Annotated in this window: 14 protein-coding genes; 8 read left to right on the top strand and 6 right to left on the bottom strand. The window is 64.6% G+C overall.

Annotated elements, in window-relative coordinates:
- Positions 1-8 precede the first annotated feature (8 nt).
- The 5 genes from IQ782_RS27270 to IQ782_RS27250 form a co-directional block, all read right to left on the bottom strand.
- Entirely contained in the window at positions 9-806 is a 798-nt protein-coding gene (locus IQ782_RS27270) for an ABC transporter permease (RefSeq protein ID WP_194137838.1), read from the bottom strand.
- Entirely contained in the window at positions 806-1,639 is an 834-nt protein-coding gene (locus IQ782_RS27265; protein WP_240989623.1) for an ABC transporter permease, read from the bottom strand. Before IQ782_RS27265 ends, IQ782_RS27270 begins: the two co-directional genes overlap by 1 nt.
- Before the next feature lie 22 nt (positions 1,640-1,661).
- Positions 1,662-2,789, bottom strand: a complete 1,128-nt coding sequence (locus IQ782_RS27260; protein WP_194137836.1) for an ABC transporter substrate-binding protein — start codon at positions 2,787-2,789, stop codon at positions 1,662-1,664.
- Positions 2,790-2,892: 103 nt separating this feature from the next.
- A complete protein-coding gene (locus IQ782_RS27255; RefSeq protein ID WP_194137835.1) occupies positions 2,893-3,963 on the bottom strand; it encodes an ABC transporter ATP-binding protein in 1,071 nt (356 codons plus the stop codon).
- A 95-nt stretch (positions 3,964-4,058) separates the two neighbouring features.
- A complete protein-coding gene (locus IQ782_RS27250) occupies positions 4,059-4,985 on the bottom strand; it encodes a LysR family transcriptional regulator (protein WP_194137834.1) in 927 nt (308 codons plus the stop codon).
- Between the two features lie 98 nt (positions 4,986-5,083).
- Here IQ782_RS27250 and IQ782_RS27245 point away from each other — a divergent pair, with 98 nt between their 5' ends.
- From IQ782_RS27245 to IQ782_RS30465, 8 genes are all read left to right on the top strand, one after another.
- The gene (locus tag IQ782_RS27245) at positions 5,084-6,019 is read left to right on the top strand and encodes an N-carbamoyl-D-amino-acid hydrolase (RefSeq protein ID WP_240989622.1); all 936 of its coding nucleotides are present in this window, start codon (positions 5,084-5,086) and stop codon (positions 6,017-6,019) included.
- The gene (locus IQ782_RS27240) at positions 6,016-6,693 is read left to right on the top strand and encodes a DUF1028 domain-containing protein (RefSeq protein WP_194137832.1); all 678 of its coding nucleotides are present in this window, start codon (positions 6,016-6,018) and stop codon (positions 6,691-6,693) included. The genes IQ782_RS27245 and IQ782_RS27240 overlap by 4 nt, the downstream gene beginning before the upstream one ends.
- Before the next feature lie 131 nt (positions 6,694-6,824).
- Complete coding sequence (locus IQ782_RS27235) at positions 6,825-7,670, top strand: transporter substrate-binding domain-containing protein (RefSeq protein ID WP_194137831.1); 846 nt, start codon at positions 6,825-6,827, stop codon at positions 7,668-7,670.
- Positions 7,671-7,673: 3 nt separating this feature from the next.
- Positions 7,674-8,699, top strand: a complete 1,026-nt coding sequence (locus tag IQ782_RS27230; protein ID WP_194137830.1) for an NAD(P)H-quinone oxidoreductase — start codon at positions 7,674-7,676, stop codon at positions 8,697-8,699.
- Positions 8,696-9,541: an amino acid ABC transporter permease gene (locus IQ782_RS27225; RefSeq protein ID WP_194137829.1), complete on the top strand. Its 846-nt coding sequence runs from the start codon at positions 8,696-8,698 to the stop codon at positions 9,539-9,541. The genes IQ782_RS27230 and IQ782_RS27225 overlap by 4 nt, the downstream gene beginning before the upstream one ends.
- A complete protein-coding gene (locus IQ782_RS27220) occupies positions 9,538-10,314 on the top strand; it encodes an amino acid ABC transporter ATP-binding protein (RefSeq protein WP_194137828.1) in 777 nt (258 codons plus the stop codon). The genes IQ782_RS27225 and IQ782_RS27220 overlap by 4 nt, the downstream gene beginning before the upstream one ends.
- Before the next feature lie 3 nt (positions 10,315-10,317).
- The gene (locus IQ782_RS27215; RefSeq protein ID WP_194137827.1) at positions 10,318-11,712 is read left to right on the top strand and encodes an FAD-binding oxidoreductase; all 1,395 of its coding nucleotides are present in this window, start codon (positions 10,318-10,320) and stop codon (positions 11,710-11,712) included.
- Positions 11,713-11,736: 24 nt separating this feature from the next.
- On the top strand, positions 11,737-11,973 hold the full coding sequence (locus tag IQ782_RS30465; RefSeq protein ID WP_194137826.1) for a GNAT family N-acetyltransferase: 237 nt from the start codon (positions 11,737-11,739) through the stop codon (positions 11,971-11,973).
- A gap of 364 nt (positions 11,974-12,337) precedes the next feature.
- On the opposite strand, the gene IQ782_RS27205 is transcribed toward IQ782_RS30465, so the two are convergent.
- Positions 12,338-14,236, bottom strand: coding sequence for an amidohydrolase (locus IQ782_RS27205; RefSeq protein ID WP_194137825.1), 1,899 nt, complete (start codon positions 14,234-14,236; stop codon positions 12,338-12,340).
- Positions 14,237-14,581 lie beyond the last annotated feature (345 nt).

Raw genomic sequence — 14,581 nt, 5'->3', positions numbered from 1 at the left:
TGCTCCTCTCAGGACGCTTGGGGTTTCGAGGCCACGTAGGACCGTGCCACCGCAGCGGCGGTGACCAGCAGGGTAATGAAAACGAGGATCGTCGCCACCGCGGCGATCACCGGATCGACGGATTCCTGGATGCCCTCCCAGATCATCTTGGGCAGGGTCTCGACCCGGCGCACGGTGAGGAAGAGCACCCCGACGATCTCGTCAAAGCTGACGATGAAGGCGAAGATCGCGCCGGTGATCATTCCCGGCCGGATTGACGGAAGGATCACCGTGCGGATCGCCATGCCGAGCGGCGCGCCGAGGTTGCGGGCCGCCTGCGGGATGCGGCGGTCGAGGTTGGTGAGCGCGGCAAAGACCGAGATCGTGACATAGGGCAGCGCCAGCAGCGTGTGGGCGAGGATCACGCCGAAATGCGTGTCGATGAGCCCGAGCGTCACCCAGAACTTGTAGAACCCAAGCGACTGCACCACCGGCGGCACGAGGATCGGCACGATCATCACCCAGCGGGCGATCATCGCGGCACGATCCGAAAGGAACCAGCAGCCGATACAGAAGGCGGTGCCGAGCGTCGTCGAGGCGGCCCCGACGATGACCCCGATCCAGACGCTCGTCCAGGTGGCGTGCAGCCATTCCGGCGAGTGCAGGAAGGTGTCGAAATGCTGCAGCGACAGGTGCTCCCTGGGCAGGCCGATGAAGGAGGTATCGGTGAGCGAGACCGGGATCACCACCAGGATCGGCAGCACGAGGAAGGCGAGGATCGCCCAGCTTCCGGTGGCGAAGAAGATGCGAAGGGGGGACCGGGTCATCAGCTTCGCTCCAGGAAGGTCTTGCGCAGGTTCACGAAACGGGCTGCGACGAGAAGGACAATGGCGGTGGCAACGAGCAGCGCGACCGAGAGCGCGGCGCCGAGGCCCCAGTTGAGGAATTCCTGGATCTGGTAGGTGATGTACTCCGAGATCATCATCACGCGGCCGCCACCGAGCAGCGCCGGCGTGATGTAGAATCCGAGCGACAGCACGAAGACCAGCAGCCCGCCCGAGAAGACACCCGGCAGCGTCTGCGGGAAATAGACCTCGCGGAAGGCGCGCCACTCGCTCGCGCCCAGCCCGCGCGCCGCCCTCATGTAGCTGCCGTCGATGCCGCGCATGTTGGTCAGCATCGGCAGCACGGCAAAGGGCAGCATCACGTGCACCATGGCGATGAGCACGCCCAGCTCGTTGTGCATGAAGCGGATCGGGGTGGAGATCAGCCCGGCGTCCATCAGCGCATCGTTGACGAGACCCGAGCGCCCGAGCAGCACGATCCAGGCGAAGGAGCGGATCAGCACCGACACCCAGAAGGGCAGCAGCACCAGCCCCAGCATCAGCGGCCTGACCCTCGTGGCGAAATTCGAGATCGTGTAGGCCAGCACGTAGCCCAGCAGAAGGCACAGGATGGTCGTTATCGCGGCGACGCGGAAGGTCAGCACAAAGCTGACCCGCACCGCGTTCGAGTCGAACATTCGGGTGTAGTTGCCGAGCCCCGCAGAGGGCTCGGTAACGGAAATGCCCCAAATGTTGAGCACCGGCCAGATGTAGAAGAGGATCATCACGGCGAGCGCCGGCAGGACCAGCATCCAGTAGCGGAGTTTTTCGTTCATTCGGGGCATTCCTGGGCTCGCATCAGCCGATCAGCGCGTCGATGTAGAGCTCTTCGGCGGCAACCTGGTTCTTGCCGTACCACTCGTCGTTGTAGATCACCTGCTTGGCCACGTTCTCGGGCGTGTTGGGGTTCCACTCGGACAGTTCGGCCGGGACCAGCTTGGCGGCGGCGGGGTTGATCGGGCCGTTGCCTATGGCTACGAACCAATCCGCCTGAAGCTGCGGGTCTTGCGCGGAGGCGATGAACTTCATCGCGGTCTCGGCGCCGGCGGGGTTGTTCTTCGGCACGACCCACATACCCGGCTGCAGCAGCGCGCCGTCATAGGTCATCTTGAAGGTGCCCGGCTCCATCTGGTCCTTCAGCAGGAAGGCGCGGGTCGAGTAGATGTTGCCCATCGCCACCTCGTTCTGGAGGAACAGGTTCTGGCTGTCAGAACCCGAGCCCCAGACGATGATGTTTTCGCGCAGCTCGCGGAACTTGGCGATGGCGGCCTTGATGCCCTCGTCGTCGAGGAAGGCGTAGACCTCTTCCCTGGCGATGCCCATGGCCTGCGCAGCCGTCTCCAGCTGGCCGCGCACCGACTTGCGGAAGGTCCGCATGCCTGGGAAGTCCTTGACGTTCCACACGTCCGCCCAGTTCTGCGGCACGCCGCCCGGCAGCATGGTCGGGTTGTAGGCCATGGCGTAGGAGAAGATGTAGTTGCCCACGGCGAAGGGCAGCGCGGTGCCGTCGAGCACCTTGCCCTTGTCGACGATCGAATAGTCGATCTCCTGGACCACCCCGGCGTCGTTCATCACCATGGCCGAACCCGCCGCGCTATCGCAGACATCCCAGACCACCGCGCCGCTTTCGACCATGGCCCGCACCTTGCCCGGGCTCGGGCCGTCGCCATCGACGCGGACGGGAATGCCGGTCTCTTCCTCGAAGGCCTTGCCGAGCAGATCGCGCAGGATGTCCGAGGCTTCGCCACCCCAGTTGCAGACGACCACTTCGCTGGCCTGTGCCAGCGCCCGGTTGCCAAGCAGCGGCACGAGGCCGAGCGCGCCCATGGCGCTGAGGAAGCCGCGGCGCGACAGTGTGCCGGCCTTGTATTTTTCCGCCGCGATCTCGGCGAGATCGGACTGGAAGTGACGGTCGGAAGTATCCAAGAGATGTCTCCTTGTTGGCTGGGCCGCCCTGTTTCGGAGGCCCTTCTTGCGTCCGCCGCGCAGGGAGGGAGATGCGCGACGTTCGAATCTGGCTTCTTGCAGGTCAGGCGTCGGTCAGCGGCACGCAGGCCTCTGCATCCCAACCAAAGCTCACGTCCATGCGCGGCTCGGGCCGCACGCCGGCGTGCCAGGTCGGCTGCGAGACCAGCACCTCGCCCAGCACATCGTGATCCACCAGGACCTGGCAGCGTTCGCCGAGATAGCTGATCTGTTTGACCCGGCCCGCAAAGGCCTGTTCGCCGGGACGGCCCAGGCGGATGCGCTCGGGCCGCAGCGCCAAGCACCCGGCACCGGTTTCCGGGGCTCCCGCGGCGGGCTTTACCGCGAAGCGGTGCCCGGCAGCCTCGGCGATCAGCCGGTCGCCCTCGCGGCCCGCCATGCGCGCCTCGATGAAGTTCGACTTGCCGAGGAAGTTCGCCACGAAGCGCGTGCGCGGCCAGTCGTAAAGCTCTCCCGGCGCCCCTTCCTGCTGGATCGCGCCGTCCTTGAGGATGACGATCCGGTCGGACATGGACAGCGCCTCGTCTTGGTCGTGGGTCACGTAGACGAAGGTCACGCCAAGCCGCTCGTGCAGCGCCTTTAGCTCCCATTGCAGATCGGCGCGCAGCTTCTTGTCGAGCGCCGAGAGCGGCTCGTCGAGCAGCAGCACGTCGGGCCGGAAGGACAGCGCCCGCGCCAGCGCGATACGCTGCTGCTGCCCGCCCGAGAGCTGGTTCGGCATGCGGTCGGCGAATTGGCCCATCTGAACCAGGTCGAGACACTCGCGGACCCGGTCCCGGATGTCCTGCTTGGACCACTTGCGCACGCGCAGCGGGTAGCCGACATTTTCTGCCACGGTCATCGTCGGGAAGAGTGCATATCCCTGGAACACCATCGCAAAATCACGCTTCTCGGGCGGCAGGGGGGTGATGTCGCCGCCTCGGGCATGGACCACTCCGCCGTCGAGCGCGGTGAAGCCCGCTATTGCCGATAGCAGTGTGGTCTTGCCAGACCCGGACGGCCCAAGCAGGGTCAGAAACTCCCCCTCCCGGATATCGAGATCCACGGCATCGAGCGCGCGGAACTTGCCATAGGTTTTCACGGCCTGACGGACGGAGAGAATGGGATTTGACATACTGCTGCCTTCTGACGTCGGTGCGAAGCTGTGGGCTCCGGCGTTGAAGCGAAGAGAGCAGCACAGGTCAATATTTTGAAATAAAAAAACTTAGCTCAGGAATAATCTGCAGTTATTCCCCACTCTGCCAATGCAGCGGGATCGTTCAGCGCGTCCCGCACAAACTCTTGAAACTGCATGGCGACATGCGAGGTCGGGAACAGGTTCGAGGTCACGCCGTGCAGCGCGACCGGCATCGCGGGCTCGATCTCTCGCACCGCAATGCTCCGCCGCGCGACACCCAGAAGGGCAAAATTGTCGACCAAGGCGACTCCCGCGCCAGCGGACACCATCTCGAGCGCGGTAGAGGTGTGGCGTACCTCGCAGAAGTAGCGCCGCTCGATCCCATTCTTCCGGTAAACCTCGTCAATCATCTGCCCCAGCGGCGTCCCGAACCCGTAGGAGATGTGCCGCACGTGATTGAGATCGAGCACGTTGATTCTGCGCGACAGGGCCAGTTCGTGATCTTCGGGCATCGCGCACACCATGTTTCCCGAGGCCATCGGTCGCACGCTCAGCGCAGTGTGGCGCGGCAAGGTGATTGAAAACCCGAGGTCCGCGCGACCACTGATCAGCTGCTGGATGATGTCATCGACGCTGCCGAGCTCGATCGACAGCTTCACGCGGGGCCGGGTGCGGGTGAATTCGGTGATCAGTCGCGGCAGCAGAACGTAGCCGATCGAGGGTGTCGCGATCACGTTGAGCTGACCCACGGTGCCGCCGCGCAGCTGGTTGATGATCCGGTCCACGCGCTTCTGCTGCGAGAAGAGGTGCTGCGCTTCTTGGGCGATGTGCAGCGCCTCGGGGGTGGGTGTCAGCCGCCCCTTCTCGCGCTTGAACAGCGGAAAGCCCACCAGATCCTCGATATGACGGATCATGTTCGAGACCGCGGGCTGGCTCACCGAAAGCGCCTCGGCCGCCCCGGAGGTGGTCCCGAGATCGATGACCGCGCAAAGCACCTCAAGCTGTCTCAACCGGATCATATCGAATAACCTGACATTATTTGTTGTACCTTCATTTTTATTTCCAGATGAAAGTGCTGATGTCTACCCTCCTGCTCAAGATTTCGAAGGAGCAGGCAATGAGCCGTAAAACCGTATTCGCCGTGGCCCAGATGGGGCCTGTCCATCTCAACGACACGAAGCAGGCCACCGTCGCTCGCCTGATCGAGATGCTGCGCGAAGCTCATGGCCGCGGTGCGCGCTGGGTGACCTTCCCCGAACTGGCCCTGACCACCTTCTTCCCGCGCTATGTCTATGACGATCCCGCCGAATACGACCGTTTCTACGAAGAGGGCTTCCCCTCGCCCGCGATGGCGCCGCTGTTCGAGGAGGCCAAGAAGCTCGGCGTCGGCTTCTATCTCGGCTATGCCGAGAAGGTGACCGAGGGTGGCACGGTGCACCGGTTCAACACCTCGGTGCTGGTCTCGCCGGAGGGCGAGTTGCTTGGCAAGTATCGCAAGATCCATCTGCCCGGCACGAAGGACCCGATTGGCGATCCGGAATTCGAACACCTCGAGAAGCGCTACTTCGAGGTCGGGAACCTTGGCTTCCCGGTGTTCAAGTCCGATGCCGGCCGCATCGGCATGTGCATCTGCAATGACCGCCGCTGGCCCGAGACCTTCCGCGTCATGGCGCTGCGCGGCGCCGAGATCTTCATGCTGGGCTACAACACCCCCACCCGCAACATCCACCACAACGAGCCGGTGCACCTGCGCGAGCATCACCACCGCCTGAGCCTTGAATCCGCCGCCTACCAGAACGGCGCCTGGGTGATGGCCGCCGGAAAGTGCGGCTCGGAGGACGGGTTCACCATGATCGGAGGCTCGGCCATCATCGCCCCCACCGGCGAGACCGTCACCCGCGCGGTCACCGAAGAGGACGAGGTGATCTCCTACAACTGCGACCTGGCGCTCGGCGAATACATCCGCCGCTCGGTCTTCAATTTCGCGAAACACCGCCGGATCGAGCACTACGGGCCGATCACGGCACAGACCGGCGTGGAGATCGAAGAATGACCTATTCGCTTGCTGGACGTTGCGTCGAAACCGGCCGTATCGGCTTTGCCGTCACCACTTCCTCCGTTGCGGTCGGCGCGCGCGTTGGTGCCGTACTTCCCGGCTGCGTGGTCTTCTCGCAGGCCCGCACCGATCCGCGCCTGCACCGTGTCGGCCTGCGCGCTTTCGAGGACGGTGCCGACGCGGCTGGTGTTCTCGAGGCCATGCGCAGTGCCGCGCATGCCCCGCACTGGCGGCAGCTCGGCGTGCTGACCATGGCGGGCGAAGGTCTGCACCACACCGGAAGCTCGTGCCTCGAGCACACCGGTGGCCTTTCAGGGACCGACTGTCTCGCCATCGGGAACTTCCTCGGCAGCGCCGACGTGCTGCCGGAGATGGTTCGTGGCTTTGAGGCGGCCGCGGGCACGCTCGAAGAGCGGCTTCTCGCGGGGATGCTTGCGGGCGAAGCCGCGGGCAGTGAGCGCGATCCTCTGCAATCGGCATTCCTGGTCGTCATGGACTCGGACGAGCTGAAGGATACGGACCTGCGCATCGACGACTCCAGGACGCCCCTTCAGGATCTCGAGGCACTCTACGCGGCATGGGCTCCCAAGGCCGCTGCCTACAAGTTGCGGGCTATCGATCCGGACAGCGCCCCGTCCTCGTCCGTGGTTGAGGGGAACAGCCGGGCCTGAGCCGACGTCGCCCCTCGATTTCGTCACATGAATACGAAGGGAGCGGAAAGCTCCCCGTACCCCGCGCGCGGGCCGGGATCGCCTGCGCGCGTCTGTTCACATGATCCCTCATCCAACAGTGGAGCTTCCCAATGACCTTCAAAATCACAACTCTTGCCTCGTCCCTGGCGCTCAGCCTTGCCGCTGGTGCGGCCATTGCCGAGACCGCAGCCGAAATGGTCCCTGCTGACGTCAAGGAAAAGGGCTACCTCTCGGTCGGCATCGAGAGCACCTACCCGCCGATGGCGTTCCGCAACCCGGAGACGAACGAGCGGGCCGGCATCAACGTGATGCTCGTGGATGCCCTCGGCGAAGTTCTCGGGCTTGAAATCCGCTACGAGGACATGGGCTTCGAGCAGCTGATGACCTCGGTCACCAGCGGCCGCATCGACATGATCGGGACCGCGATCTCGGACCTGCCGAGCCGCCGCGAGACCATGTCCTTCGTCGATTACCTCTCGACCGGGGCCCAGCCCTTCGGCCTTGCCGCCACCGCCGCCGAGTTGACCGAGAACGCCGACCTCTGCGGCCACGCGGTAGGCGCACCGCGGACCACCAGCTACCTGCCTTCGCTCGAGAAGTGGAACGAGGAGCACTGCGTCGGCGCCGGGCTCGAGGCGATGAATGTGCTGGGCACAGGCGGCGCCACAGACACCCGCCTTTCGCTGATGCAGGAGCGCCTCGACGCGGGCATCCTCGGCCAGGAATACGTCGCTTACCTTATGGCGCAGGAACCGGGCGTTTTCGGTACCATCGGCGAGCCGATCACCCGTACGCTCTTTGGCTTCGCCTTCGGTAAGGAATACCCCGAGCTGCGCGACGCCGTGGCACAGGGCGTGACCGAGATCATGGAAAACGGCGCCTATGCGGCCGCACTGGAAGCCTTCGGCATGGAAGCCCAGGCGCTGACCGAAGTCTCGATCGACCAGGGCAGCTGATCCATGACGGCCAAGGTCTCTGCTGTGACCGAGATGCAGGCCGTGGTTTGGGGAGAGGCTGCGGGCGGGGGCTTTGCTTTGCGCCCGCAGCCCATGCCAATACCCGGACCCGGAGAGGTGCGCCTGCGCGTCGCGGCGGCCGCCCTCAACTACTCGGACCTGCTGCTGGCGCGCGGTCGCTACACGCTCGCCAGCCCGGTCGCCGGGATTGAGGCTGCGGGGATCATCGACGCGATAGGCCCCGATGTCACGGACTGGAAAGTCGGTGACAGGGTCTGCGCGCTAAGCGATGGCGGCGCGCAGGCCGAATGGCTCTGCGCGCGCGCCGACCACCTGATGCCCTGGCCTGAAAGGCTGGGCGCGGCCGAGGCCGCCTGCCTGCCCGAGGCGATGGCGACCATCTGGTCCAACCTCGTCGATCTTGGCGGCATGGCACGTGGCCAGACCTTGCTCGTACATGGCGCATCGGGCGGCATGGGCAGCTTCGCGGTCGAGGCCGGCCATGCGATGGGCCTGACGGTGATCGCCTGTTCCAGCCCCTCGAAAGCGGAGTTCGTCCGTTCTTTGGGCGCCGACCACGTGATCGATGCTCGCGAACCGGAGACCCTCGCCGACGACGTGCTCAGGCTCACTGCCGGTCGCGGTACCGATCTCATCCTCGACGTGATGGGCGCCTCGCACCTGCCCGCCAATGTCGCCGCCGCCGCCATGGACGGGCGGATCGTGGTGATCGGCCTCATGGGTGGACCCGAGGCGCAGGCACCGCTCGGCAAGATGATGGGCAAGCGGCTGACGCTTTTTACCACCTCGCTGCGCGATCGCCCTGTCGCCGCCAAGGCCCGGATCATCGCCGGAGCTCGGCAGGACCTGCTGCCGCTGGTCGAAACCGGAGCACTCACCCCCCGCATTGCGCGGCGCTTCCCGCTGGCCGAGGTCGCGGAAGCGCACCGCTTCATGGAAAGCCGAGGCCACCTCGGAAAGATCGTCCTCGAGACGCAGACATATCCCAAGGGGACCCCAGACACATGACCTTGCCCCCCAACCCCTATGCCGACCTGCCGGTGATCCGCCGCCGCTACCATGGGCGGTATCTGTCGGCCGCGCTGATCCTGCTGGCGCTCGGCGGCATTGCCTACGGCTTTGCGGTCGGCAAGATCGAATGGAGCTACGTCGGCCGCTTCCTCACCGTGCCCGCGATCATGAGCGGTCTCATCAATACCGTGATCATGTCGATCCTCGCGATGCTGATCGGCATCGCGCTTGGCGTCGTCTTCGCGATCATGCGCCTGTCGAGCAACCCGGTGCTCAGCTGGTCGGCGCGCGGCTATGTCTGGTTCTTCCGCGCCGTGCCCGTGCTGCTGCAACTGCTGATCTGGTTCAACCTCGCACTGGTCTTCCCCCGCATCGCCATCCCCGGCGTCTTCTCGGTCTCGACGGTTGACCTGATGACTCCCTTCGTCGCAACGCTGCTCGGGCTCGGCATTCAGCAGGGTGCCTATACCTCCGAGGTGGTGCGTGCCGGGCTCCTGTCTGTGGATCGAGGCCAGTACGAGGCCGCGCAGTCGATCGGCATGCCGCAGCTGCAATGCCTTCGCCGCATCGTCATCCCGCAGGCGATGCGGGTGATCGTCCCGCCGATCGGCAATGAATGGATCGGCATGGTCAAGCTGACCTCGCTGGCCTCGGTCATCCAGTATTCCGAGATCCTGCACTCGGCACAGAACATCTACTACGCCAACGCGCGTGTGATCGAACTGCTGATCGTCGCCTCGATCTGGTACCTGCTCATCGTCACGATCATGAGCATCCTGCAGGGCCGCATCGAGAAATTCTACGCCAAGGGCGTCCGCCATCACGGGAGCAAGGCATGACCACCGACCCAATCGTTGCCTCCTACGGGCTGCAGAAGCACTTCGGCACCTTCCACGCCCTCAAGGGCATCGACCTCGCGGTCGAAAGGGGCGAGGTGCTCTGCATCATCGGCCCCTCGGGCTCGGGCAAGAGCACCTTCCTGCGCTGCATCAACCAGCTCGAGACGATCAGCGGCGGGCAGTTGGTGGTGGCTGGGGATCTCGTCGGCTACCGCCGCGACGGCGAGCGGCTGCGCGAGCTCACAGACCGCGAGATCGCCCGGCAGCGGCTGAAGACGGCCATGGTGTTCCAGCGCTTCAACCTCTTCCCGCACAAGACCGCGCTGGAGAATGTCACCGAGGGGCCGATCCAGGTGCTGCGCCAGCCGCGTGCCAAGGCGCGCGCGAAGGCCGAGGAATTGCTGACCAAGGTCGGGCTCGGGCACAAGCTCGATGCCTACCCCTCCGAGCTCTCGGGCGGCCAGCAGCAGCGCGTCGCCATCGCCCGCGCGCTGGCGATGGAGCCCGAGGTGCTGCTCTTCGACGAGCCCACCTCGGCGCTGGATCCAGAGTTGGTGGGCGAGGTGCTGAACGTCATGCGCCGCCTCGCAGAGACCGGCATCACCATGATCATCGTCACCCACGAGCTCGGCTTCGCCCGGGACGTGGCGCATCGGGTGCTGTTCATGGACCATGGCGAGGTGGTCGAGACGGGCACGCCCGAGCAGGTGCTCAGTGCGCCAACCGAACCGCGCACCCGCGCCTTCATTTCGGCCGTGCGGTCGCACGGATAAGCGATGCTGGCACCTTCCACGCTCGCGGCACGGTTTGCCTCCGTGCTGCGCCCCGACCAGATCGTCACAGGTGCGCGACTGAGCGCGCGCGACCCCGGTTATTGCGCGGCCTCGCTGGACTGTGGCGTGCTGATGCTTCCCGAGAGCACGGCCGAGGTCTCGACAATCTGCAGCCATGCCAACGCCGCGGGAATTGGCCTCGTCCCTCATGGCGGCCTGACCGGCCTGGTCGAGGGCACGGCCTCGCACCCCGGCCAGGTCGCGATCAGCATCGAGCGCATGGCGCGGGTGTTGCGGATCGACCCCGACCAGCGCATCGCCGTGGTGGAGGCCGGTACGGTGCTGCAGGACGTGATCGACGCGGCCGCGGATCACGGGCTGATGCCGGGGCTCGACATCCCGTCTCGCGGCTCCGCGCGTATCGGTGGTCTCCTCTCCACCAACGCGGGCGGTATCCGCGTGCTACGCTACGGCATGGCCCGGCAAAACGTGCTGGGGCTCGAGGCGGTTCTCGCGAACGGCGAGGTGCTGGACGCGATGAACTGCCTGCAGAAGAACAACGCAGGCTTTGATCTCAAGCATCTCTTCATCGGCGCCGAAGGCACCTTGGGGATCATCACCCGCGCCGTGATTGCACTGGTACCCCGCCCGCGTGAGACCCGCGTGGCGCTGGTCGCCGCCGAACGGTTCGAGGATCTGGCCAAGCTTCTCGGGGCCGCCCGCAGCCGGTTCGACAGCCAATTGCTGTCGTTCGAGGTCATGTGGCCGGAGTATTACCGCCACACCACAGCCCAGGCCGGCTTCGGCCTCCTGCCTCTTGCCGCCGACCACCCGATCTACGCCATCCTCGAGACTGGCCATTGGCACCCCGAACCCGGCGACTGCCCGCTTACCGAGTTTCTCGGCGGCGCCTTCGAGGAGGGTCAGATCATCGACGCGACGGTCGCCCAGAATGAGGCGCAGCGATCAGCAATTTGGCGGGCGCGAGAGGACGGGGATTCCATTGAAGGGCACTTCGGCGCCTGCATCGACTACGACATCGGCATGGAGCTTTCCGCCATGCCGGCCTACGTCGCGCGACTGCGCGCCCGCATCGCGCACACTGCGCCAGAGCATCCACCCTTCTTCTACGGGCACATCGGTGACGGCAACCTCCATGTCACATTCGGCCTGCCCCCCGAACGACTGGCGGCGCGAGCGCTCTTCGACGATGCGGTCTACGGCAGTCTCGACGGGGTTGGCGCAACCACGGTGTCGGCCGAACACGGCATCGGCGAAGAAAAGCGGGCGGTGTTACCCCTCTCGCGCGACGCCACCTACCTGAGCGTGATGGCACAGCTGAAGGCTTGCCTTGATCCGAAGGGCATCATGAACCCGGGGAAAGTCTTCCCCAGGTGAAAGTCTCTAACCTCGAAACATCTTGTGAGTCCCAAACGCCTGCTGCCAAGCGCACAAGGCAGCGGATATGCGACCGAAGCTGGGAAAGCTGTTACGACCTTTGGCTTCGAGACAATTGGTGAGACCTGCCTGACCGCGGTCACGCATCCGGAAAACAGAGCCTCCGCTCGCGTGATGCAGCGGTTGGGGATGACATACATCGGCATTCAAACCCACTATGGCATGCCCTGCGTATTCTATGATATCCGCAAACCAGGTTGAGGCATTTCTGGGCTGACCTTTCGCGGCCAAGAAATTGAATAAAAATGCGCTTTTGCTAACTCAGAGTGTGTCCGTGCGGTGGGATTCGCCGCTGACGGCACAGATGGCAGCTTTGGCGACGCCGCGTTGCAGCGTCGGGACATGAGATGAGTGCCCGCAATGGGCCGAGAGCGACGGGTGCTGCGGTCCGCCAGGTGTACGCATCGCTGCTCTGCCGCAAGCCCGCACCGAGCCCTTTCGTGACATTCAGGCTGATCGCATGGCGCATACTTCTTTCGCAGGCGCGGCATGGTCCTCATATCCACCCGACAGAGTAAGGTGATTGTGGCTTGTTCTGTGATTGCCTGGCGCGAGGCGCTTCTCTTCAGCGATGAACGTGTACAATCCGCAGAACATGTTCCAGCGCGGCAAACTCAAATTCAGACGTCTTGCTCCCCGGATCGGAAATAGACCGTGGCGCAAGACTCGCGTCTTGCTGCGCCTTACCGGCCTCGAGCACCCGGCCTTCGATGACCGTTCCCCAGACGCCGATGTCCAGCAACTCCTCGGGCTCAGCGCTCATCGGGCTCTTGTCGAGGATTGTCAGGTTGGCGCGCTTGCCGGGGACGATGCTTCCGATCTCGTCCTCCATCTTCAGCGAATAGGCGGCCTCGATGGTCACCCCGCGCAGTGCCTCTTCGACGGTCACCGTCTGGTCCGGCGCGGCGACGCGGCCGGAGCTCGTCTGCCTGGTGACCGCGCACCACATCAGGAAGAGCGGGTCGGCAGGTGCCATCGGCATGTCCGAATGCAGGGACCAGCGGATACCGGCCCGCGACAGGTCTCCGAGACGAACCATGGCGTCAGCACGCTCGGGGCCGAGGCCGACCTCGGAGTATTGATCCGCCAGAGCGGCAACGTAGTAGGGATTCCCGCTCACGATGGCGCCCAGAGCCCTGATCCGCTCCACCTGATCGAAGGCGCTCACTGCAAAATGCACGATGACGGTGCGATGATCGTAGCGGGGGTTGCGGCGCAGGTTCAGCTCCAGCGTGTCGAGAACCCGGTCGAGACCGGCATCGCCGTTCACATGGACATGCAACTGGTAGCCGGCATCCCAATAGACGCGGAATGCCCGCTCGAAGAGCTCGCGGTCCATCATCCATTCTCCGTGGTGCGCGTCGAGATAGGGCTCCCGGACCTGCATGAGCTGCGAATAGATTGCGCCGTCCGAGAACAGCTTGGCCTGCTTCGGCGCGAGACTCGTCATGCCTCCGTACCAAGAGGCCAGTTCTTCGGAACGGGCGATCACCTCGGCATCGTCGGGATAGCGCACCACCAGGCTTTTCGCGTCGACGATGAAAGACCAGCGGAAGGGCATGTCGGGACTGGAGAAGACGGCGTTGACAGCGTCCTGCACGGGCTTTGCCAGAATGCCGCCCGGTTCATTGCCGAAGGTGATGCCCTTGCTGTGCATGTAGTCCCGGCTCAATTCGAGCCCGGCGCGCAGCCGTTCGGGGCTTGCGGCCAGGGATGCGATGTTCGGCATGACAGCAAAGAAGCCCTGCTCCCAGAACCGTCCCTCCTCGAGGTTGGACTGCGCCCGCGACGTGTCGTCGAAGGCATCGACGACCTCCTGCGTAACACCACCCGCCTTGAGCGCCGCGCTGTTCAGGATCATCTCGTGACAGGACCGAGCCCAGACCAGAATGGGCCGCTCGGTGCTGATCGCATCGAGGTCGGCCCGCGTCAGCGCGCCGTAGAAGGCGGGATGGTAACCCCAGCTCATGAGCGGCTCTCCTGGGGCACCGCTGTCCGCCACGGCCTTGGTCAGGCGGGTGACGAAGTCCTGTCTGTCTTTGACCGCCGCAACCGTGCCGGTGGGCAGCGCCCAGTCTTCGATTGAGAGAATCTCGGACGACATGGTCAGTGCTGCGAGCACCGGATGATCATGCTGGGCGATGAAGCCGGGGACGATGACCTTGTCCGCGAAGCGCGCATCGTATCGCCGGGGCTGGTCGCCGACGATGGCCTCGACCTCATCGACAGAACCGGTCGCCAGGATGCGGCCACCCACAACCGCAACGGCCTCTGCGATGGGCCGCGAGGGGTCGAGGGTGACGATCTCGCGAGCCTGGAAGATGGTCACCTCGGGCGACGAGACGATCGAGGCTCCGATATCCGACAGGGACGTCGTATCAGCCACGGAACGTACAGAGGTGGCCGCGAGCGCGGCACCTGCCACGCTCCCGAGCAGAACCGATCTGCGATGGATGTTGGTCATGGAAAAGCCCTCCCTAAAATGGTCCGAGGATAGCAGAAATATCCTTGCCGAGGCATGTTGCGCATTGCAGAGAACGGGTGACCCGCCCGCAAACCAATGCACGCGGAATTTCTCTGTGGCGACCTGCCGCTCGCGTGCCAAATTTCCGAGTCGAGCCCTGAGCTGACCTTCTCGGCCTGTCTGGATGCTGCATCGCGTCGCTTGGTCATGCGAAGGCCGTGAGGCTTACCATTCCCCCGGCCTTGCTCTTGGCACCCAATACTGCAACCTTGCCTGCGAGTGCATAAGGTCCGAATGATCGCGCCACAAGCGCGCCCGACCGCGCAGGGAAACCAGAGAATGACC

The organism is Salipiger mangrovisoli (genome assembly GCF_015223355.1).
GTDB classification, from domain to species: Bacteria; Pseudomonadota; Alphaproteobacteria; order Rhodobacterales; family Rhodobacteraceae; genus Salipiger; species Salipiger mangrovisoli.
This window is presented reverse-complemented; position numbering and strand designations above follow the sequence as displayed.